At 47.2% G+C, this 21,480-nt stretch carries 26 protein-coding genes; 25 read left to right on the top strand and 1 reads right to left on the bottom strand.

Features of this window, described 5'->3' with window-relative positions; genetic code table 11:
* The first annotated feature begins 11 nt into the window (after positions 1–11).
* The 19 genes from trpD to PTQ21_RS25390 all read left to right on the top strand — a co-directional run bounded on the left by trpD (position 12) and on the right by PTQ21_RS25390 (position 16,084).
* On the top strand, positions 12–1,034 hold the full coding sequence (gene trpD, locus PTQ21_RS25480) for an anthranilate phosphoribosyltransferase (RefSeq protein ID WP_371121629.1): 1,023 nt from the start codon (positions 12–14) through the stop codon (positions 1,032–1,034).
* Entirely contained in the window at positions 1,024–1,815 is a 792-nt protein-coding gene (gene trpC, locus PTQ21_RS25475; protein WP_063566775.1) for an indole-3-glycerol phosphate synthase TrpC, read from the top strand. Before trpD ends, trpC begins: the two co-directional genes overlap by 11 nt.
* A gap of 107 nt (positions 1,816–1,922) precedes the next feature.
* Complete coding sequence (locus PTQ21_RS25470; protein WP_063566832.1) at positions 1,923–2,549, top strand: phosphoribosylanthranilate isomerase; 627 nt, start codon at positions 1,923–1,925, stop codon at positions 2,547–2,549.
* On the top strand, positions 2,546–3,745 hold the full coding sequence (gene trpB / locus PTQ21_RS25465) for a tryptophan synthase subunit beta (RefSeq protein WP_063566776.1): 1,200 nt from the start codon (positions 2,546–2,548) through the stop codon (positions 3,743–3,745). Before PTQ21_RS25470 ends, trpB begins: the two co-directional genes overlap by 4 nt.
* Entirely contained in the window at positions 3,742–4,548 is an 807-nt protein-coding gene (gene trpA / locus PTQ21_RS25460; RefSeq protein WP_063566777.1) for a tryptophan synthase subunit alpha, read from the top strand. The genes trpB and trpA overlap by 4 nt, the downstream gene beginning before the upstream one ends.
* Positions 4,549–4,634: 86 nt before the next feature.
* Positions 4,635–5,735, top strand: a complete 1,101-nt coding sequence (hisC, locus tag PTQ21_RS25455; protein WP_063566778.1) for a histidinol-phosphate transaminase — start codon at positions 4,635–4,637, stop codon at positions 5,733–5,735.
* Positions 5,736–5,762: 27 nt separating this feature from the next.
* Entirely contained in the window at positions 5,763–6,857 is a 1,095-nt protein-coding gene (locus PTQ21_RS25450; RefSeq protein WP_063566779.1) for a prephenate dehydrogenase, read from the top strand.
* 663 nt (positions 6,858–7,520) lie between these two features.
* Positions 7,521–8,114, top strand: coding sequence for an RNA polymerase sigma factor (locus tag PTQ21_RS25445; RefSeq protein ID WP_053780698.1), 594 nt, complete (start codon positions 7,521–7,523; stop codon positions 8,112–8,114).
* Positions 8,111–8,746 carry an anti-sigma factor family protein gene (locus PTQ21_RS25440; RefSeq protein WP_063566780.1) on the top strand — a complete coding sequence of 212 codons (636 nt, stop codon included), beginning with the start codon at positions 8,111–8,113 and terminating at the stop codon, positions 8,744–8,746. The genes PTQ21_RS25445 and PTQ21_RS25440 overlap by 4 nt, the downstream gene beginning before the upstream one ends.
* Before the next feature lie 40 nt (positions 8,747–8,786).
* The gene (locus PTQ21_RS25435) at positions 8,787–9,386 is read left to right on the top strand and encodes a histidine phosphatase family protein (protein WP_274567557.1); all 600 of its coding nucleotides are present in this window, start codon (positions 8,787–8,789) and stop codon (positions 9,384–9,386) included.
* A 236-nt stretch (positions 9,387–9,622) separates the two neighbouring features.
* The gene (locus PTQ21_RS25430) at positions 9,623–10,741 is read left to right on the top strand and encodes a hypothetical protein (RefSeq protein WP_274567555.1); all 1,119 of its coding nucleotides are present in this window, start codon (positions 9,623–9,625) and stop codon (positions 10,739–10,741) included.
* 44 nt (positions 10,742–10,785) lie between these two features.
* Complete coding sequence (locus tag PTQ21_RS25425) at positions 10,786–11,292, top strand: gamma carbonic anhydrase family protein (protein WP_063566783.1); 507 nt, start codon at positions 10,786–10,788, stop codon at positions 11,290–11,292.
* Between the two features lie 23 nt (positions 11,293–11,315).
* A complete protein-coding gene (locus PTQ21_RS25420) occupies positions 11,316–11,495 on the top strand; it encodes an IDEAL domain-containing protein (protein ID WP_063566784.1) in 180 nt (59 codons plus the stop codon).
* Positions 11,496–11,674: 179 nt separating this feature from the next.
* A complete protein-coding gene (locus PTQ21_RS25415; protein ID WP_274567553.1) occupies positions 11,675–12,082 on the top strand; it encodes a DUF2487 family protein in 408 nt (135 codons plus the stop codon).
* Between the two features lie 193 nt (positions 12,083–12,275).
* Positions 12,276–12,818, top strand: coding sequence for a QcrA and Rieske domain-containing protein (locus PTQ21_RS25410; protein WP_063566786.1), 543 nt, complete (start codon positions 12,276–12,278; stop codon positions 12,816–12,818).
* A gap of 15 nt (positions 12,819–12,833) precedes the next feature.
* Positions 12,834–13,505 (top strand): menaquinol-cytochrome c reductase cytochrome b subunit, encoded by a 672-nt coding sequence (gene qcrB, locus PTQ21_RS25405; protein WP_017687726.1) that lies wholly within the window; start codon positions 12,834–12,836, stop codon positions 13,503–13,505.
* A gap of 21 nt (positions 13,506–13,526) precedes the next feature.
* A complete protein-coding gene (locus PTQ21_RS25400) occupies positions 13,527–14,408 on the top strand; it encodes a menaquinol-cytochrome c reductase cytochrome b/c subunit (protein ID WP_274567548.1) in 882 nt (293 codons plus the stop codon).
* Positions 14,409–14,521: 113 nt separating this feature from the next.
* Complete coding sequence (locus tag PTQ21_RS25395; RefSeq protein ID WP_063566833.1) at positions 14,522–15,148, top strand: DUF1405 domain-containing protein; 627 nt, start codon at positions 14,522–14,524, stop codon at positions 15,146–15,148.
* 66 nt (positions 15,149–15,214) lie between these two features.
* Complete coding sequence (locus tag PTQ21_RS25390) at positions 15,215–16,084, top strand: sporulation protein YpjB (protein ID WP_063566788.1); 870 nt, start codon at positions 15,215–15,217, stop codon at positions 16,082–16,084.
* 105 nt (positions 16,085–16,189) lie between these two features.
* Here the strand turns inward: PTQ21_RS25390 and PTQ21_RS25385 are convergent, their stop codons facing one another.
* Positions 16,190–17,059, bottom strand: coding sequence for a YitT family protein (locus tag PTQ21_RS25385; RefSeq protein ID WP_063566789.1), 870 nt, complete (start codon positions 17,057–17,059; stop codon positions 16,190–16,192).
* A gap of 173 nt (positions 17,060–17,232) precedes the next feature.
* Between PTQ21_RS25385 and PTQ21_RS25380 the strand changes: the two genes are divergently transcribed.
* From PTQ21_RS25380 to bshA, 6 genes are all read left to right on the top strand, one after another.
* Positions 17,233–17,562, top strand: a complete 330-nt coding sequence (locus PTQ21_RS25380; protein WP_024630636.1) for a nucleotide pyrophosphohydrolase — start codon at positions 17,233–17,235, stop codon at positions 17,560–17,562.
* 52 nt (positions 17,563–17,614) lie between these two features.
* On the top strand, positions 17,615–18,139 hold the full coding sequence (locus PTQ21_RS25375; RefSeq protein WP_236703321.1) for a tetratricopeptide repeat protein: 525 nt from the start codon (positions 17,615–17,617) through the stop codon (positions 18,137–18,139).
* Between the two features lie 81 nt (positions 18,140–18,220).
* Positions 18,221–19,024, top strand: coding sequence for a 4-hydroxy-tetrahydrodipicolinate reductase (gene dapB, locus PTQ21_RS25370; RefSeq protein WP_274567547.1), 804 nt, complete (start codon positions 18,221–18,223; stop codon positions 19,022–19,024).
* A 52-nt stretch (positions 19,025–19,076) separates the two neighbouring features.
* Positions 19,077–19,517 carry a methylglyoxal synthase gene (gene mgsA, locus PTQ21_RS25365; RefSeq protein WP_024630633.1) on the top strand — a complete coding sequence of 147 codons (441 nt, stop codon included), beginning with the start codon at positions 19,077–19,079 and terminating at the stop codon, positions 19,515–19,517.
* Positions 19,514–20,215, top strand: a complete 702-nt coding sequence (gene bshB1 / locus PTQ21_RS25360) for a bacillithiol biosynthesis deacetylase BshB1 (RefSeq protein WP_063566791.1) — start codon at positions 19,514–19,516, stop codon at positions 20,213–20,215. The genes mgsA and bshB1 overlap by 4 nt, the downstream gene beginning before the upstream one ends.
* 96 nt (positions 20,216–20,311) lie before the next feature.
* Positions 20,312–21,472 carry an N-acetyl-alpha-D-glucosaminyl L-malate synthase BshA gene (bshA, locus tag PTQ21_RS25355; protein WP_274567546.1) on the top strand — a complete coding sequence of 387 codons (1,161 nt, stop codon included), beginning with the start codon at positions 20,312–20,314 and terminating at the stop codon, positions 21,470–21,472.
* The last annotated feature ends 8 nt before the right edge of the window (positions 21,473–21,480 follow it).

Genomic DNA, 21,480 nt, shown 5'->3' with positions numbered 1-21,480 from the left:
ATGCGGAAGGAATGAAGAATGGCCTTGCCAAAATTTTGGAGGGCAGCCATCTGGAGCAGGCGGAAGCGCGTGACTTGATGTACTCCATCATGAGAGGTGAGGCCACTCCGGCTCAAATCGGAGGTTTGCTTATGGGCTTGCGGATGAAGGGGGAAACGGTGGATGAAATCACGGGGTTTGCCGAAGCCATGCGTGGACAGGGCGGACGGATCCTGACCGACGGCAATGGACTGCTGGACACCTGTGGAACAGGTGGTTCAGGTATTCATAAGTTCAACATTTCAACAGCATCGGCGATCATTGCTTCAGCAGTCTCTGTCCGGGTGGCGAAGCATGGAAATCGCTCTGCCTCAGGCAAGGCGGGCAGTGCGGATGTACTTGAAGCATTGGGCGTGAATATTCATCTGGACGGAGAGCAGGCGAGACAATGTCTCGATGAGATCGGAATCTGTTTTTGTTTTGCTCAGGTGTACCACCCTTCAATGAAACATGCTGCTGCGCCAAGAAAAGAGCTGGGTGTGCGTACGATCTTTAACATGCTCGGACCTCTAACCAATCCTGCGGGAGCGGATCGACAATTGCTTGGTTTATATGACCGCAGCCGGACACCAATGATCGCTGAAGTGCTGAATCGTCTGGGGCTGAAAAGAGCTTTGGTTGTAGCGAGTCATGATGGACTGGATGAAATCAGCATCTCCGCACCTACCCAGGTATCCGAGCTGCGTAATGGTGAAGTGCATACGTATGACATTGATCCACGTGATATGGGATTATCGTTACATCCGCTGGAATCGGTTCTTGGAGGAGATGCGGCTCAGAACGCCGAAATTATTAAAAGGATCTTCCAGGGAGAACGGAGCGCATACCGCGATGTCGTTCTGTTGAATGCCGGGGCGTGCATCTATGTATCCGGTCTAGCAAATACCATTGCAGAAGGTGTGTTGATGGCGACAGACGCTGTAGACTCCGGCAAGGCTGCCGGGAAGCTGGAACAGTTAATTCATACAACGGAGGCGTACAGTCATGTATCTTGATCGAATCGTAGCAACCAAACATAAAGAAGTTGAAGTTCTGGCACAAACATTTCAGATGGACGATGCGCTGAAAAAGATAGAGGCATTACCCAATACTCGTGGATTCGAACGTGCTCTATCAGAGAGACGTAACCGTAAACTGGGTCTCATTGCCGAAGTGAAGAAGGCTTCTCCGTCCAAAGGACTGATTCGTCCTGATTTTCATCCAGTAGAAATTGCTTCCGCATACGAACGGGCTGGAGCGGATTGTATATCCGTATTGACCGACGTTTCTTATTTCCAGGGAAATAGCGAATACTTGCAGGCCATTCATGAAGCTGTGAACATACCGCTACTGCGCAAAGATTTTATTATAGATGAACGACAGATTGCCGAGGCAAGGCTGCTTGGCGCGGATGCCGTTTTGCTGATTGCGAGTATTCTGACACCCGAACAGATGCGTCAATATCTGACGTTTGCCAAAAGTCTGGGCCTTGATGCATTAATTGAAGTACATGACCGTGCTGAACTGGAGCAAGTACTCGATATTCCGCAGGCAACGCTTGTGGGCATCAACAACCGCAATCTGAAAACGTTCGAAACCAGTCTCAACACCACGTTGGATTTGATGAACTTGATTCCGGATGGTGTCACATTAATCAGTGAAAGTGGAATTGACGGCCCTCAGCCACTGGAATCTCTTATTGAGGCAGGTGTGCATGGTATCCTTGTTGGGGAGCATCTGATGCGTAAGGACGATGTTGAGGCAGCGGTATATGAACTGATGGGACCAAAAGCATGAATGCATTCAATCATGACGGCACAAACAGCAGAGACGTGGATCTGCGAACCCGGCCGGCAGCGGCTGTAAAAATATGTGGACTTCAGGACGTTGAAGTGCTAAAATCGATGATAAACTTGCCTGTGGATTACGTTGGTGTTGTTTTTGCCCCATCCCGTCGCCGTATTACGCCTGAACAGGGTGCCGAGCTAAGAACGGTTCTCTTGGACTGGACGATGTTTGATCGGCCGAAGCTGGCGGGTGTTTTCGTGAATCCTACGCTCGAAGAGCTGGAAAGCATCATGCAGATTTCAGGCCTGGATGTCATTCAGCTGCATGGACAGGAATCGCCGGAATTTTGTGAACAGGTGAAGCAGCACTTCGGTACCGAAGTGTTCAAGGCTTTCTCTTTTCCCAAGGATGAAACAGGTTCATTAGCTGACGATACTGCCTTATTGGCACTTGATCCATATAAAAATGTGGTGGACGCCATATTGCTCGATACGTTTGACCCGCTCTATGGAGGGGGCTCCGGTAAAACCTTTGCCTGGGAACGAATTCCTTTCTACGCCGAGTGGGCAAGAAAACATGGAATCGCGTTGTTCGTGGCAGGAGGTTTACAGCCGGATAATGTGCAACAACTGATACAGACATATGCACCGGACGGCGTCGATGTATCCAGCGGCGTAGAGTCCGAAGGTGTGAAGGATATTGCGAAAATTACAGCATTTGTAGAAAGGGTGAAGCAGGCATGACACATCAATTGCCGGATCAACACGGGCGTTTCGGTCCCTTCGGAGGCCGCTTTGTACCTGAGACACTAATGAACGCTCTGATCGAACTGGAGGAAGCGTATAGCCACTTCTCTGAAGACGAGGAATTCAACAAGGAACTGAATTACCTGTTAAGCGAGTATTCTGGCCGGGAAACACCTTTATACCATGCAGAGCAATTATCCCGCCGCTTGGGTGGACCTAAAATTTATCTGAAACGTGAAGACCTGAACCATACGGGAGCGCACAAGATCAATAACGCTATTGGACAGGGATTGCTGGCTAAGCGGATGGGAAAAAAGAAAGTCATCGCCGAAACAGGTGCAGGACAGCATGGCGTTGCCACCGCAACAGTTGCTGCATTGCTGGGGCTTGAATGTAAAGTGTTTATGGGTGAAGAAGATACGCAACGGCAACAGTTGAACGTATTTCGGATGAAGCTGCTTGGGGCGGAAGTCATTCCGGTGACATCTGGCACGCGCACATTGAAAGATGCAGGAAACGAGGCGCTCCGCTACTGGGTTAGTAATGTGGAAGATACCTTCTACGTGCTTGGATCGGTAGTCGGTCCTCATCCGTATCCAATGATGGTACGTAACTTCCAGCGAGTGATCGGTGATGAGACACGGCGCCAGATTCAGGAGATTGAAGGACGGTTGCCAGATGTGATTGTTGCAGCTGTAGGAGGCGGAAGTAATGCAATCGGTATGTTCTATCCGTTTATTGGCGATCAGGATGTGAAGCTTGTTGGAGTTGAAGCAGCAGGTAAAGGGGTGGACACCGAGTTCCATGCGGCTACGATGAGCAAAGGGACACACGGTGTATTCCAGGGTTCGATGAGTTATTTACTGCAAGATGAATATGGACAGGTTCAGCCAGCTCATTCCATTTCAGCGGGACTTGATTATCCGGGTGTTGGTCCCGAGCATTCCTATCTCAAAGATATTAAACGTGCAAAATATGTTCCGATTACGGACCAGGAGGCATTGGATGCCTTGCAGTTGCTGAGCCGAACAGAAGGCATTATTCCCGCTTTGGAGTCAGCTCATGCTGTTGCGCAGGTTGTCAAGCTTGCGCCTGAACTCAGCGCTGATGATATTGTTGTGATCTGTCTTTCCGGTCGTGGTGACAAAGACGTTGAATCCATTATGAAATACACAGGAGGGGACTTGGCATGAACCTGATGGACCAGACCTTCCAACAATTGAAAGAACAGAACCGGACAGCACTTATTCCATTCCTTACGGTTGGAGATCCAGATGTGGACACCACGGTGGAAATCATTAAGGAATTGGAACAGGCGGGGGCAGACATTTTGGAACTCGGTGTTCCCTATTCTGATCCGCTCGCAGATGGACCGGTAATCCAGCGAGCTTCCGAGCGTGCATTGAAAAGTCAGATCACGATTCGGACTTGTATGGAGACAGCAGCAAGAGCGCGTGCGGAGGGTGTGAAAATGCCTTTTGTCCTGTTCACCTACTATAATCCAGTATTACAGACGGGATTGGATGTATTTTTTGACGAGTTGGTCAAACATGAGATCAGCGGCATGATCATCCCGGATCTTCCGATTGAGGAAGCCGAGGATATGCGACGCCGTGCGGATGCTGCAGGTGTGCATTTGGTTCCGCTTGTAGCCCCTACGTCCAACGCGAGAATCGAGCGTATTGTCACGGGAGCACGTGGTTTCATCTATTGTGTCTCTTCTCTGGGTGTCACGGGAGAGAGAGCTTCCTTTTTCGATGGGGTAGAGAGCTTCATTGAAACTGTAAAGAGCCTGACAGATATTCCTGTCGCTGTTGGCTTCGGCATTTCCAGTCACGAGCAGGTAGCTCGTTTCTCCCGCATCTGTGATGGTGTTGTTGTTGGTAGTGCTATCGTTCGTCAGGTGGAAGAAGCTATACCTCTTCTTGGAAACCCGGATACGCGTCAGGCGGGACTGTTGCAAATTCGCAACTTTGTGGCACAATTAAAAGGATAGGGATTAAATGATGTTACATCCCCGGGGCATGCTCAGCACAGGCTGAGGCATGTCCATAACTATTTCAATAAAAGGAGGCGGTCGGGTTGAAACCGAAGTCCCAGATTGTCAATCTGCCTGTATATAAACCGGGCAAACCGATTGAAGAAGTGAAACGTGAACTGGGTTTGGAGCAAGTGATCAAGCTGGCCTCCAACGAAAATCCATATGGAAGTTCGCCTGCTGCACTTGAAGCGATCACCAGAGAGCTGGTCAATGTAAGCATATATCCGGATGGCAGTTCCACGGAACTGACTGAAGTGCTGGCGAAGCATCTGGGGGTAGAACGGGATAATCTGATCTTTGGTTGTGGATCGGATGAAATCATTGCGTTGATCACTCGTGCATTCTTCCTCCCGGGAGACGAGAACATCATGGCTGACCAGACGTTCTCTGTATACAAAAGTAACGCTGACATCGAGGGTGCTGTCAGCATTGAAGTGCCACTTAAAGATGGAACTCATGACCTAACTTCCATGCTGGCACAAATCAATGATAAGACCAAAGCAGTCTGGGTATGTAACCCCAATAATCCAACGGGTACAATTATCTCTGAGCAGGAATTGACGGCATTTATGGATCGTGTACCTTCTCACGTCATGGTTGTGCTGGATGAAGCCTATTATGAATTCGTAACGGATGAGGCGTATCCACAAAGTGTCTCTATGATTGAGCGTTATCCTAACTTGGTCATTTTGCGGACATTCTCCAAAATCTACGGCCTGGCTTCATTGCGTATTGGATACGGTATTGCACGCCCGGAAGTGATCGATCTGATCAACCGCGTGCGTGAGCCGTTTAATACTTCACGATTCGGTCAGGCTGCGGCGAAAGCTGCACTTGAGGATCAGGCTTTTGTCCAAGAATGTGCGGAGCGTAATGCAGTAGAACGAGCGTATTTGCAAAATGAGTTCACACGGTTAGAACTGCCGTTTTTCCCTTCGCAGGGTAACTTCATCATGGTTGATCTGGAGATGCCTTCTGCAACGGCATTTCAGTCGCTATTGAAACAAGGCATTATTGTTCGTCCTGGATTCCATGTATATCCAACATACATTCGTGTGTCCGTAGGAACATCAGAACAGAACCGTGCGTTTGTCACGGCACTGGAGAACACGCTGGCTGAGAAGGCGGTAGCACGCCCTTAAATCTGGCGATGAAAAGAGTGAGGACCCATGAAACTAAAAATTGCAATGATCGGTGTAGGGCTCATCGGCGGTTCATTGGCGCTTTGCTTCAAAGGCAAGCCTGGTGTAACGGTGATGGGCTATGCCCACCTGCCTGAACTGAAGGACAAGTACATAGCGAGTGGTGTAGTGGATGATGCTACGCTCTCTCTGGAGGAAGCGGTACAGGATGCTGACTTTATTTTTTTGTGCGTACCTGTTGGGCTGCTCGAATCCTATTTTGGACAATTGGCCAAGCTTCCCTTGAAAAAGGGATGTATTATTACGGATGTAGGAAGCACAAAGGCGTCCATCGCAGCCTGTGCTGAGCATGTCCGCATGAGTGACGCATACTTTATCGGCGGGCATCCGATGGCCGGATCTGAGCGTGCAGGTGTAGATGCAGCCTCGGCAGTATTATTCGAGAATGCATACTATGTCTTGACCCCTTCAGAATATGTACCTGAGGAAGCTTATGACAGGTTATCTGATCTTCTTGCGTATACACGTGCCCAGATTGTACGTGTAGAGCCGCTGCTGCACGATGACATTGTGGGGGCGATTAGTCACTTGCCACATGTTATTGCAGTTGCGCTGGTGAACCAGGTGCGCGAATATAATGAATCGAACCCTTTGTATAAAATGCTAGCTGCAGGCGGTTTCCGGGATATTACTCGGATTGCCTCCAGTGATGCCATTGTATGGAGAGATATTTTGCTGAGCAACCGTGAGGTGCTGTTGGGCTTGCTGAAGGACTGGAACGGCCAGATGACGGCTTTCACCGAAATGCTGGAGCAACAAAATGGTGAGGGCATTGAGGAGGCGTTTCGTCAGGCACGCGAGTTCCGCAGTGTGCTGCCAGAACGACGGAAAGGCATGATCTCGTCGTTGTTTGATCTGTATACGGATGTACAGGATGCACCGGGGATGATCGGCAAGATTGCCACCGAGCTTGGGGCGAATGATATTAACTTAAGCAACATGGAGATTATTGAGAACCGGGTCGATGTACCGGGCATTATGCGTTTGTCGTTCCGGCAAGAAGAAGAGATGGAACGGGCCAAAACGTTGCTGGATTCCCTAGGGTATCAAGTGTGGATTTAGGTTTTTAGAAGGGGGCGAAGGCCCTCTTTCTTTGTGTTGAAAACTAACTGTTACAGGACATGTTCTAAAAAAGGACAAAAAAAAGACCGCTTACATAAGCGGCCATTGCTCACGTGGAGCAATACAGTTATTGGATAGGAGTGGAGAGAAACCATACTGTACTTTTATTATATGTATCCGTTTTCATTTTGTCAACACTTTGAGTAAAATTGTTTGAATTAATTATAACATTCGTAAATTAAGGAAATATAATCCTTGCATCAAAGTGGAATAGATCTTCATTTGGAAATGAAATTTTCAATTAATTCTATATTCACACAAACTTTTTGAGGCCTTCGTTCGTCCAATATAAGAGTGGCTTCACAAAAGGGATAAAATTGAAGTCATGGACGAGAAAACGGCCGCATAATAATGACTGGTCGGGCTTCAATGAAAGCCATGGATTTGCCAGGACGATGCAGACCGTTGTACAATAAATACTGTTAATGTAGAAACGTTGGGGAAATTGCCATTACATAGGGGAATTTGGCGGGAAGGCCTGTTTTGGCGCTGAACGCTGTTTTATGCGGTGAAAACCGCAACTTTTTTGTGCCTGTTCGGTAATACATGGATAGAGTCGAACGGGGAGAAGCACATGGATGGGCGAGGAGGGGTCGCACTCAAATGACGGATTCCCAGTTGATTCGAGAGATCAAGGAAGGTAACCTGGAGTTATATTCCGAGCTGATGAGTCGTTATCAGCGTAAAATACTGGCTTTCGTATATCATATGTTGAAAAGTTCTAATATGGAGCTGCTTGCGGAAGATCTCTGTTCTGAGACTTTCTATAAGGCGTTCCGCAGTCTGCACTCATTCCGAGAGGTGGATGCCTCATTCTCAACCTGGTTATATACCATCGCGAGAAATACGGTACTGAGTGAGCTTCGCAAACAGCGTAGTGGGAGTGTTCCACTTGAAGAGAGCGGTATTGTACCTGTTGCTCCTTCTGAGAATGCGCCAGAGCATGCTGTATTGCGCAGTGAGCGGGTGATGCTGGTTAGGGATGCAATTAACAATTTACCGGAGAAGCAGCGTTCTGCCATTATACTCCGAGAGTATGATCAACTAGATTACCAGGAGATTGCAAATATTCTTGGGCAGAGCGTCAGTTCTGTAAAATCGTTATTGTTCAGAGCAAGGTCAAGCGTAAAAACGCAATTGGAACCTTATTTCTTCGAACCGGTCTACGAGCCATATGAAGGGATGAAGAACAGATGAATTGCAATGAAGCCCAGGAACTGTTTGCACTGGTCTGGGACTTGCCGGAAGCTCATCCTCAGCGAATTGCATTTCATGCTCATCTCGCTGGTTGTGAAGATTGCTCGCAGCAATTTGAGGTGTGGGAAGAAGCTCAAATTCTGATGCACAGCATACCGGTCCCAGTGACAGAACAACAAGCAGAGAAAGTGAACCGTAATGTTATGGACCGGATCTATGCGGAGTCTCCATGGCTACTGCCGGAAGAGGCAAAGGTTAATCGTTTCTCTGCTGTAATCCGCAAGCATATGTCTTTGTGGATTGCTGCGTTCCTGGCAATTTTTTTATGCAGCTTTCTGTACATGGCGATGTTTAAGCCAGACGTATCAGAAGCTGAGCAGACCAACGTGGTCTCTACGGGCATTTTGGAGACAGGAGTAGCGGGCAGTGAGCCTTCTTCCTCCGGATTGTACAAGTACAACATGACGGGAGCGGACAGAGGTAGTATTATTGAGCCCTTCGTTGTGAGCATGGGCCCAGCGTATCCTCAGTACTGGATGGCGTTGTCGCTGCTTGCAATAGGTATGGCTCTGTTCTCTCTTGGACGGATGCATCGTACAACGAACAAACGCAAACAAGGTGCACGTGCTTAGGTAAAGCTTTCGTTCACCGTATAGAGAAATGAGGGATGAGATGCGGATCGGGCTTATTCGTCACGGTCTAACCGACTGGAATGCGGCAGGACGTATTCAGGGACAGACAGACATACCTCTGAATGCAGAAGGTCGTGAGCAAGCTGAGCGTCTGGGTAGACGTTTGCTTACCGAAGAGTATCGCTGGGACCACATCATTACGAGCGGGCTGTCCAGGGCTCAGGAGACGGGAGAGATTATCTCCGGGCTATTGAATGTTCCTTTGCTGGAGCCAGATGCACGCTTGAAGGAGCGTGCCTTTGGTCAAATTGAAGGTCTGACATCCGAAGAACGTGTTGCTCGCTGGGGCGCTTCCTGGGAGACGCTGGATTTGGGGCAGGAACAGATTGCTGATATTCAGACACGTGCATTGGGCTTTCTGGAGGATTTATGGGAGGCTCATCAGGACCAAAATGTGCTGATTGTCTCCCATGGCGCTTTTTTAGCCAATCTGCTATCAGCTTTGTATAAAGACCGCTATACGGAACGAATTGGAAACCTGTCGCTTACGATCCTGGAGAAGGAACGTGAAGATTGGAGTCCACTGCTTTATAACTGTACAAGACACCTTTCATTGGATCTGGCAAAACAACCTGAGTAATTAACTCAGGTTGTTTTTTTGCGTTATAGCAATTTATAACTGTCATTCTATATGATTTTGAACCTCTCATTCTTCTTCTGAGCAGGCAACTTCGGGCATAGTATGGTTAAAACATAAAAGATTTGCAAAAAAGAGGTTTAGATCATGGGAATTCCGTCAACGATATTTACAAAACCAAACTACTCCAGGCCCCGAATCAACAGCCAAAAAGTAGTCAAGGGCGAGGCGATGGACCCATGAATCTAGCGGATATGCTTACTTTTGCCGATATCGGCCAGCTTAATCGAATAGCAGACTATTACCAGTGCGAGTGTAAGCCCAATTCCAAACATGAACTCATCCAGAGTATTCTCACTACATTGGGCAGCAGACCTTTTTTTGAGCAGCAGGTTCGTGAACTAAACCAGGTAGATCTGCGATTTTTGAACAACTTGCTGTTTGATGCCCGTCAATACTTCGGTATGGAGGAACTTGTCGCCATTGCTCGTCAATCGATGGATAAAAAAGATAGCGAGGCTGGAGCCAGTCCACGTGATCTTATCGTACGCTTCACGAAGAGTGGATGGTTGTTCAATGGCACAACTCAACAGACCAGGTATCTGTATCAGGTACCCCAGGATTTGCAATTGAGGTTTCGGGATGTGTTATCCACTCACCTGAAAGCCGGCATTGCACAGACGAGCGAGCCGCCCATTTACCGGGATGAATACCATCTACTCGCAGATGATCTGAAACTGTTTCTACAATTTGTCCAGCAGCATGAAATAGCACTAAACGCAGAAGGCATGATGTATCGTCGTTCTCAGCAGCAGATCATGGAGCATTTGCATGTGAGTGAGGCGCTGGTGAGTAAGGCAGGATGGAGATTTGGTTATGGTCGTTCGTTCAAAGACTACCCCGACCGATTTGCGTTCATCTATGACTACGCTTTTCATCATCGTCTGGTCCGCGAGGAGCAGGGCACGCTGAAATTGTCACCTTCCGGTGAAGACAAGCTGGGGGCAGAGAAAACAGCTGAGATGATACAGCTATTTCGGTTTTGGTTAAGACTTTATAAAGGTGCTATTCCCAATCTGTCCTCCATTGTGTACTGGACAGGGGAATGTGCAGCTAGCTGGTCCACAGCAGAGTCTTTGTTCGGACAGATTGGTCCCTACATTCAGCCGTTCTATTATGACACTGCAGAGACGATTTATGACAACAGGATACTCAAAATGATGCTGCACCTAGGCATGCTTCGCATTGGAGAGCATGCAGATGGGCGAACAGTACAAATGACAGCATGGGGTTCACGTCTTGCGTCATCCTGTCGCTCGCTATCCGGGGATATTACCCCCGTTATGTTTGACAAGTGAAGGACAAGTTGCTAAAATCACTCCCAAATTAAGGAGTGATACTTATGATAATTCCATACAAAGGTATGCAACCCCAGTTACACCCTTCGGTATATATGGCTGAAGGCGCCAAACTTATAGGTGATCTGACAATGGGTGAAGAATCTACGATCTGGTTCAATGCTGTGCTTCGCGCCGATCTGGCACCCATTGTGATTGGACGGCGCTGTAATATACAGGATAATGCTGTTGGACACGTCAACACGGATCAACCTTTGATTTTGGACGACGATGTGTCGGTAGGACATTCTGCGATTATCCATGGATGTCGTATCGGAACAGGTTCGCTGATTGGTATGGGCGCTATCCTTCTCAATGGAGCCGAAATTGGTGAATATACGCTGATCGGGGCCGGTTCTGTTGTTACTGAAAATACTAAAATTCCGCCCTATACCCTTGCTTTGGGCACACCAGCCAAAGTGATACGTGAGTTGACTGATGCAGATCTTGAGCGGATGTCGAGAACTACACTAGGTTATGTTGCCAAAGGAAAGGAGTATAGGAGCTCTTAAATCCGTTTTGGAGGTGCATCCTATTGGATAAAATGAAAGTTACGTATGAAGTCATGTTGGGGCTGGCTGCTGAGATGGTGTGGGACGACGCGCTTCGTAAACAGCGCAGCGAGAAGCTGTATATGGAAATCGATAATGCATTGGCTACCGGAGACGAAGTAGCTTTCCGGAATCTGACGGATGAACTGAAGGCCATAAACTGATGAGCATGTAAAAATAAATATATAACACAGGAAATGCGTGAAACACGCATTTCTTTTTTTCGTTCACGACCATTCCTGCACGGAAAAAGTATCAATCTCTGGATTTATAATATAAGCTCATATATAATATGGGAATAAAATGGATAGAGAGGGGAATTAGGGAATTGAAATTCAGTGAGATGACTCAAGACAGCTGGGCGGAACTGCAACTCTATCTGGATACATGCCTTATTCCATATACAGCCCTAACGGGCAAGCAGTCTCCAGTTGAAGCAACTGAAGCGTTGGAGCGGCTTAGAGATTTTTTGGATCTAGTGGAGATTCCGTTTAAAGGGCGTATCATGACTTACCCTGCATTCCATTATGCGTGTCCGGATATGTCAATGGCATTAAATACCTTATCCGAACAACTCAAATCTTCCGGTTTCAAATATGTGGTTATAATGTCATCTGATAGTGTATTGGAACAGACCCAAATTACTTCTGCAGATTTGGTATTAAGTCGTTCTATTTTAATTCAAGAGGTTGGAGAAGAAGGGATTTCGCGTTTTGTCGGGGAAAAAATCCGTGAGTTATGGAAAAGATGACCTACCTGTGACAAATGTGACAATTTACCAACACTTTTTTAATAACGCTTACAAATGAACCTTAAAAATGTGTGACAAATTCTTGACGGTGTTCTAGGGCTACTATATGATTATGTATGTTCTAGTAAGTCGTGGAATTTCTGATAATGAAAACGATTAAGAGAGTTGGCTGAAAAAGGGGGTTGGAGACAGTATGAGCAGTGAGCATGACCAGCACGAAGCTTCGATGAAATTGCCAAGCCGCATGGAAATGTCACGCAGGCAGTTTTTGACGTACACGCTTGGTGGAGCTACAGCCTACATGGCCGCCGGTGCAATACTTCCCATGGTCCGTTTTGCGGTGGACCCGATTTTGCAGCACAAGGGAGAAGGCACCTCTGTCAAAGTAGCGGAAATCAGCAAAATTACGAATGAACCTCAAGAATTTACGTTTGAAGTGAAACAGCAAGACGGTTGGTATTTGAGCAATGCTTCGTTAATCGCCTGGATCAGGAAAGATGAACAGGGCAAAATCTATGCGCTTTCACCCATTTGTAAACATTTGGGATGTACCGTAGGTTGGAACAGTGATAAGCAGTATCCCGACGAATATCATTGTCCGTGCCATGGTGCGCATTATACCAAAGAAGGCAAGAATCTTGCCGTAGCCCCGAAGCCGCTGGATGAGTATGTGGTTAAGGAAGATCAGGGTTGGGTTTATCTGGGCGACATTGTTCCGAACACCCGAGTCAAATAGGAGGCGTGAACGCAGATGTTTAAAAATGTCTATGACTGGATTGACGAGCGTCTCGATATCACGCCAATTTGGAGGGACGTTGCGGATCATGAAGTTCCAGAGCACGTAAACCCGGCTCATCACTTTTCCGCATTCGTGTACTGCTTTGGTGGATTGACGTTCTTTATCACTGTTATTCAAATTTTGTCAGGGATGTTCCTGACCATGTATTATGTGCCTGATATTATTAATGCTTACGCCAGTGTCGAGTATTTGCAGACCAAAGTAGCCTTCGGCCAAATTGTACGCGGGATGCACCATTGGGGAGCCAGTTTGGTTATCGTTATGATGTTCTTACATACGATGCGTGTATTCTTTACCGGCTCTTACAAAGCACCACGTGAGATGAACTGGGTTGTCGGCATGCTGATCTTTTTTGTCATGCTGGGTCTCGGGCTTACCGGGTACCTGTTGCCATGGGATAACAAAGCTTACTTTGCAACCAAGGTTACTCTGGAGATTGCGAACACGGTTCCTTGGCTGGGGCCGATCATTAAGGAATTCCTGCAAGGCGGAACTATTGTAGGTGCGCAGACGTTAACACGGTTCTTTGCCCTGCACGTCTTCTTCCTTCCGGCTGTGCTTCTGGTGCTTCTGGTCGGTCACTTTATTATGATCCGCAGACAGGGCATTTCGGGACCACTATAATCTGAGAAGGGAGGAATCGACATGGCTCACGGACACAAGTCAGATGACCAGGAAAAGATTATCTTCGTCGGGGACTCACGCGTCCGTAAAGGAGCGGGGTTTATAACTCCACCGGATTACACGGCGTATCCCGGCAAATCAGAGGCTTTTATTCCTAACTTCTTGCTGAAGGAATGGATGGTTGGTGTTGTTGTACTGGTTGGTATTCTAGTATTAACGATTTCAGAACCTGCACCACTGGGCTACCCGGCCAATCCAAGTGCATCGGTTATCCCGATGCCAGACTGGTACTTCCTTTTTCTGTATCAGTATTTGAAATACCCATATGCCTCAGGTGATTATGTCCTGCTCGGGGTACTTGGAGTCAGTGGAGTTGCTTTCGGCGCTTTATTACTCGCTCCTTTTCTCGATACAGGCAAGGAGCGGCGTTTCTACAAACGTCCGATTGCATCATCACTTATGATTCTATCGGTGATGGCCGTTTTCTACCTGACCAATGTTGCATGGACACACTACTCGCATGAGTTGGAAGCAAGCGGCCAGAAGCCGGAACATATTCAGCGTGAAGAAGAAGCGCGTGAGAAACACGCGCAGGGTCTGCCTACCTCCAATGCGGCAGGTCAAAAAGAAGAAGTGGCGATCGTTGAGAAGGATGACCCTGCAATGGAAACCTTCAAAAAGGCCGGATGTATCGGATGTCATGCGGCTGATATGAAGGGAGCAGGAGGACCTTCGCTTCGGGGTGTGGGCGACAAACACAGCCAGGAAGAAATCCTGACGATTATCAAAGAAGGATATAACAGTATGCCTGCTCAGTACGACAACGCCATTGCTCAAGGGCTGACAGATGATGACATTAATAACCTGGCAGAATGGCTTGCGAAACAGAAGGCAGAACAGTAAAATCGAAATAAGCAATGAAACCTGATCGTTTATGCGGTCAGGTTTTTTTGAGGCGTTTTTCGCAAAACCTATCTTTGGAACGCAGAACACATATGATGGAAGGGGCAGAGAATGTGGCTTTATCGTATTTTTGGAGCCGGGAATTTCTAACGAACCGTTATTTCCTGTGGCTTCTTTTTTGGTGTAATGCATTAGGAACAGTATATGGATACATATGGTACGGGGATCAATTGGAATATACGCTGGCACAGCAACCACTATGGCAAATTGTGTTTGTGCCGGACAGTCCGACGGCGAGTCTGTTTTTTACACTATCCTTGTTGTGGATTTTGTACAAGCCGAAATCGATGCTTCTGAATCAGATTGGACATGTCATACAGGCGCTTGCTGTGGTTACTTCGGTAAAATACGGTGTTTGGGCAGTCTCCATCATTTTTGCAGGCTGGATGCAGGGGGGCGCACAGAACTGGCAGGATTGGATGTTAATTGCGTCGCATAGCGCCATGGCTATTGAGGCTCTGCTGTATGTGCGGTTCTTTGGGTTCCGTTGGGGTGCTCTAGTAATCGCTGCATTATGGACGCTGTTAAACGATACGATGGATTATACTTATGACATCTTCCCTTGGCTGCCCGCATCGCTGATGGACCATCTGGATGGTGTACGCAACTTCACCGTTGGACTGACGCTTGTGAGCATTCTCTGTGCATGGCTTGCATTGAGACAGGCCAAACGGACCTGATTTCCTAATGTAAGCTTGTTCTAAGGAACTCCGGCCCGCCATACATTGATGGTGGGAGGGATGTCCATGAAGAGAACGTTCAGGATCAAAACTGGATTTATGGTGGTGTCGTTCATGACTCTACTGTTCTGGACGAACTTGTCATACAGCGTATCAGCGGAAAGTACAGGTGCGAACGGAAATACAGATCAGCAAGTATTAGCCAAAAATTCAATTCAGCAATTAAATGAAGAAGCGGCCCTGCTGTATCGACATGCCTTGGAGAATGATATTGAAGAGGTTAGAGGCAGTATTTTGCGAATCAGTAAAGGTCTGGAGCATATATCCTTTGAGGGTCAGACGACAGTAGAAGGCATTCATGCCCTATCCGAGACCATTGTTGAAGTGAAAGAAGCTGCGGTCAGGGTGAAAAGTGATGATGCATCTCTGCAGCAGGCCTCTGCCAAACTTCGACTTGCGGCAGACAGTCTTGCGAACCCGGCCAAACCTTTATGGCTCCAGTATTATAAAATCGTAAAAAATGATATTGATGCGCTATCAACCGCGGCAGATCAACAGTTAAGTTCGGCAATAATAGCAAGCCGCTACGCCTTGCTGGAGGAGCATTACGAGACGATCCGGCCTGCGGCGATGATCCGCCGTGAACCTTACCAGATCGCCCAACTGGACGCCTGGTTGTCTCATACCAAGGGTCTGACTGCGGCCAAGCAGACTGACATCGCACAATTGAAGAGTATGGTAACCCACGGTGAAGAGTTGGTGAACCAGTTGTTTGGTCGGGAAAAGGACGAAAGTGCCTTCGTACCGTTTGTTCAGGGGCCCAATCGCAGGGCAGCCGGATTGCTCATTACTTCCATAATCATAGCAACGCTAAGTTATGCGGGTTATCGTAAATATCGGGCACAGCAACAAGGGATTTTTCCTTTTCGGCGTTAAGCCATTACTGTTATCACGATATGACAAAGACCTCTTTCTACAAGGCAGGCCATTCCGTGGCCTTCTCTTGGGGAGAGAGGTTTTCTTTTTTGTAGAAGTAAAAGGTCAACTTTCCTTAAACCCTTCTCCATGTACATCATGCACATCGCTAATAATAACAAATGCTCTAGGATCAACCGAACGCACAATCGTCTGCAAACGTCGGAATTCCTGCCTGGAGATGACACAGTAAGCAACATGTTTGGCCTGCTTCGAATATGCACCAATGGCGGGAATGAGCGTTACACCGCGGTCCATATCACGGGTAATCAAATCTGCAATCTCAGGTGCATGGTCACTGATGATCATAAATGCGCGAGCCGAATAGGCTCCTTCCTGAATGAAGTCGATCACTTTAGAAGCGATAAACACAGCTACAAGGGTATACAGTATTTTTTCTTTGGGGATGTAGACGAGGGAGATACCAATAATGATGAAATCGATACCTAATAGTACACGTCCCATACTCCAGCCATATTTTCGATTAAGAATGCGGGCAATGATGTCAGAGCCACCTGTCGTTCCACCCCAGCGGAATACGATGCCAAGTCCTGCTCCCAATGTAACTCCAGCGTATAGTGCTGCAAGTAAAAGATCATTCTGGGTATGCAGCGGTTCAATCCAACCAAGATGAATCATTTTTTCAAATAACCACAGGAACACCGTAAGTGCTCCTATACCCACGCCTGTATAGATCATCTGTCTGCCGCCCAAAATCTTAAGCCCCACCAGAAAGAGTGGAATATTAACAACCAAGGTTGTAAGCGAAGGAGAGATGTTGAATGCATAATTTAGCAGGACCGTAATCCCGGTTACGCCGCCTTCCATGAGCTGGTTGGGGATGATGAAGTACAGAAGTCCAAAGGCATATAATGCCGTACCCAATAGGATGGGGAGAATCAATTTGAATTGAACCCAGGTTTTGGAAGTGCTCATAAGTTCCCTCTCCATTTTACAAATTAGAATGAGAAAGCAATCATTCCCATCTTAGTATACCTGTTTATCGATTCTTTAAAAATGATTTGTCGTTTATGATGGTGGAAGTGAATCTAAATAACTGATATATTAGGAACAAATACGACACAATTTCAAAAGGAGAATCCGTTCTCATGGAGAAAAGCATTGCAGAAATGCAGCGTGAGGTTGATCTGTATATTTCCCAGTTCAAAGAAGGATACTTCAGCCCACTGGCCATGCTCGCCCGTATGTCTGAAGAGGTGGGAGAGCTTGCAAGGGAAGTGAATCACGAGTTCGGTGAAAAACCGAAAAAATCTTCCGAAGCAGACAATTCCATTGAGCTTGAGCTCGGTGACATTTTATTTATCACGATTTGTTTTGCTAATTCTCTCGGGATCGACCTGGCAGAGGCGCACGACAAAGTCATGCATAAATTTAACACACGCGATGCAAATCGGTGGACGCCAAAAAACACCGATTAGGCGTAGATTACATATGCTGTACCATCACCTCAATGAGGGAGGGACAGCTTGGATGATGAAACCGGAAGAGTATATGCAGCATGCGTACCGCTGTATTTTGCAAAATGATTTTGAGCAGGCGATTCGTTGGTTCGAATCTGCCATTGATGCTCACCCGGAACATGCGGAGCTCTATTATCGTTGTTCCATTACACATGCCCGCAGTCAACACTTGGCTCCAGCGCTTGAATATGCGCGTAAGGCTGTTGAACTGTCACAGGGGATAGAGGAATATGTTTTGCATTTACAGACCCTAGAAGCCAAACAGATAAGCCTTCAGGCCAAGGTGTTGCTTGAGCAGGCAGGAGACGGAACGCATGAACGATATGTGCAGGCGGCCGATCTGCTGAAACAGGCAGTTAAACTTGACCCGTTATATGTGGAAGCGCATATCATGCTTGCTCTTGCTTACAGCGATCTGAATGAGTTCGACCTTGCAACCCGTTCCGTTCGTGACGCATTGTTGCTGGACCCGCAGAATGATCAACTGCATCTATTGTTACAGGAAATTAAGCAGCGTATGAAATCCATTCAATAAGATGCCATTTCATAACGGGATGGAAATCGTTTGAACTGGATTCAACCAAATGAACCAACATAGTGAGGAGATGCAGTCAAGATGAGTGAAGTAATAAGAGTTGCCGTAATCGGAGCGGCTGGCCGGATGGGCCGTGAAGTAGTGAAACTGGTGCTTCAAGATCCTGAACTGGAGCTCGCCGCAGCGGTCAACCGCTCCGGAGTAGGCACGGATGCCGGAACACTTGTCGGTCTACCCGAATGTGGGGTGCTTTTGACCGATGATATCGAGATGGCTTTTGCAGAGACTAAACCACAGGTTATGGTGGACTTCACAGTCCCTCAATATGCCTTTTCCCATACAGAGATTGCCATTCGTCACGGAGTAAGACCTGTTATGGGTGTTACCGGCTTTACGCCGGAGCAGATCGAACAGCTGGACAAGCAGTGTCAGGACAAAGGCATTGGAGGGTTGATTGCCCCGAACTTCTCAATCGGTGCTATTCTGATGATGAGATTTGCCGCACAGGCTGCCAAACATATGCCGAATGTTGAGATCATCGAATATCACGGGGATCAGAAGCTGGATGCTCCTTCGGGTACAGCAATCAAAACAGCCGAGCTAATTGCAGCAAACCGCGAGGAACTTCGTCAGGGTAATCCGAATGAAGAAGAGACGATCGAAGGATCGCGTGGCGGATATTATAATGGATTCCGAATTCATAGCGTACGGTTGCCGGGAGTGTTCGCCCAGCAGGAAGTGGTATTTGGAGACTTTGGCCAATCCCTCAAAATTCGTCATGACTCCTATGAACGTGCAGGTTATATGCCTGGTGTTAAGATTGGTGTACAGAAGGTTATGGAATATACAGGACTTATCTACGGATTTGATCACTTTATCGACTAAAAGAGGTAGTTCAAAAAGTCAACTTTTGAACACACACTAAAAGGAGATTGTCATGTTGAAAATTGCATTTATTGCCCATGATCGCAAAAAAGAAGAGATGGTTAACTTCGTGACAGCCTACGAAAATGTATTTACAGACCATCAACTATACTCGACAGGTACAACAGGTCTTCGCATTATGGAAGGAACCTCTTTACAGATCCATCGGTTTGAATCCGGTCCACTGGGCGGGGATCAACAGATCGGAGCCTTGGTTGCGCAAAATGAGATGGATTTGATTATTTTTCTGCGTGATCCATTGATGGCACAGCCTCATGAACCAGATATTAACGCTTTGCTGCGTTTGTGCGATGTACAGGGGATTCCGCTTGCTACGAATATTGCAACTGCAGAGATTCTCGTTAAAGCGCTCGATCGCGGTGATTTTGGCTGGAGAGAGCTTGTACATAAATACAAGCCTGAGGGTGGATTGAATTCGGGTGATGCTCAATGAGTTTGGACATTCTCATATTTGGTGCACACGCGGATGATGCAGAGATTGGGATGGCAGGAACGATTGCCAAACATACTGCAGCTGGACTGAAAGTAGGCGTGTGTGATCTGACCCGGGCGGAGATGTCTTCCAACGGGACGGTAGAGCGCAGAGCCGAGGAAGCGGAGCAAGCCTCCCGCGTCCTCGGTCTTTCGTGTCGAAGCAATCTCGGTTTGCCTGATCGGGGGCTGTATATTACTCCAGAACACATCGAGGCTGTGACTGCCGAGATACGGCGTCATGCCCCTCGAATCGTGTTTGCGCCATATTGGGAGGATCGTCACCCGGATCATGTGATGTGCAGCAAACTGGTGCAGGAGGCTGTCTTTAATGCCAAGCTTAGAAACTATATGCCGGACATGCCCGCAGTTCAGGTGAAAGAATTGTATTTTTACTTTATTAACGATATCGGACCAACGGATTTGATTGTGGATATTACGGAACACTATGAGCAGAAGGAAAATTCATTGCTCAGTTATCGATCTCAGTTCGAATTGGGAGAAGGCGCAGTTGCCACTCCATTGACTCAAGGATATATTGAACGTGTGAAAGCTCGGGATTCTTTGCTCGGACAGCGGAGCCTTATTCCATTTGCAGAAGGATTCGCTAGCATTACACCTTATGTAGTTCATCAATTTGGCCAAGCAGCCAAGTCATAAAACGATCGAACTTGCTCGTATAAATCATTTATCAATTGCATTTCCGTTGCATTACATCAACCTGCACATGCGGGAGATTAAAGGAGCGTCCACCGGATGGATCAAAAGCTAAAAATTGGTATTACCTGTTATCCGTCCCTCGGAGGGTCTGGCGTTGTCGCAACGGAGCTGGGCAAATTGCTTGCCGAACAGGGTCACCAGGTTCACTTTATTGCTAATAGTATCCCGTTTAGACTGGGTACATTCCAGAAAAATATTTTTTATCATGAAGTTGAGGTCAACGATTACTACGTCTTCCGTTATCCACCTTATGACCTGTCATTGGCCACGAAAATGGCGCAAGTAGCCAAAGCACAGCAACTGGATCTACTACATGTACATTATGCAGTTCCACATGCGGTGTGTGCCTTTTTGGCAAAACAAATGGTTGGTGAGGACTTAAAGGTGGTTACAACGTTACACGGAACAGATATTACTGTGCTGGCGCAGGATGAGTCGTTGAAGGATTTGATTCGACTTGCCATCAACGAGAGTGATGCGGTTACGGCCGTATCCCAGGATTTGATTCGTGAAACGGTTGAGTTGCTGGATATAAGACGTCCAATCGATCTGACCTATAACTTTATTGATAAAAGAATTTATTATCCACGTGATGCAGCAAGTCTGCGTAGAGACTTCGCAGCACCTCACGAAAAAATACTGATGCATATCTCTAACTTCCGTCCTGTGAAGAGAACACAGGATGTGGTAGAAGTGTTCCGTCAAGTACAGGAGCAAGTACCTGCCAAGCTGTTATTTGTTGGAGAAGGACCGGACTTGCCGAAGATTCAATGGAAGATTAATGAGCTTGGACTGAATGACAAGGTTCATTTCCTAGGTAAGCAGGATGATATTGCTCAAGTCATTTCGATGGCTGATGTGCTTATGCTGCCGTCTGAGAAGGAAAGCTTTGGACTGGTAGCACTCGAAGCCATGGCTTGTGGTGTACCTACTATTGGATCACAGGCAGGGGGTATTCCTGAACTGGTATTGCACGGCAAGACCGGATTTTTGTCTCCAATTGGCGACACGCAATCGATGGCGGAGAACACGATTCGTTTGTTGACTGACGACCGTTTGACAGCAGACTTCAGAGAGGCGTGTTTGAGACGGGCCCATCATGATTTCTGTAATGATGCCATTCGGCATGAATATGAACAAATATACTACCGGGTGCTGGGACGTGAAGTTCCGAATCTGAAGCCGGTTTGTGGCTGATTGTCAGA

Source organism: Paenibacillus marchantiae (assembly GCF_028771845.1).
GTDB lineage: Bacteria > Bacillota > Bacilli > Paenibacillales > Paenibacillaceae > Paenibacillus > Paenibacillus marchantiae.
Note: the sequence above shows the minus strand (reverse complement) of the source record. Positions and strands in the feature narration are given on the sequence as shown.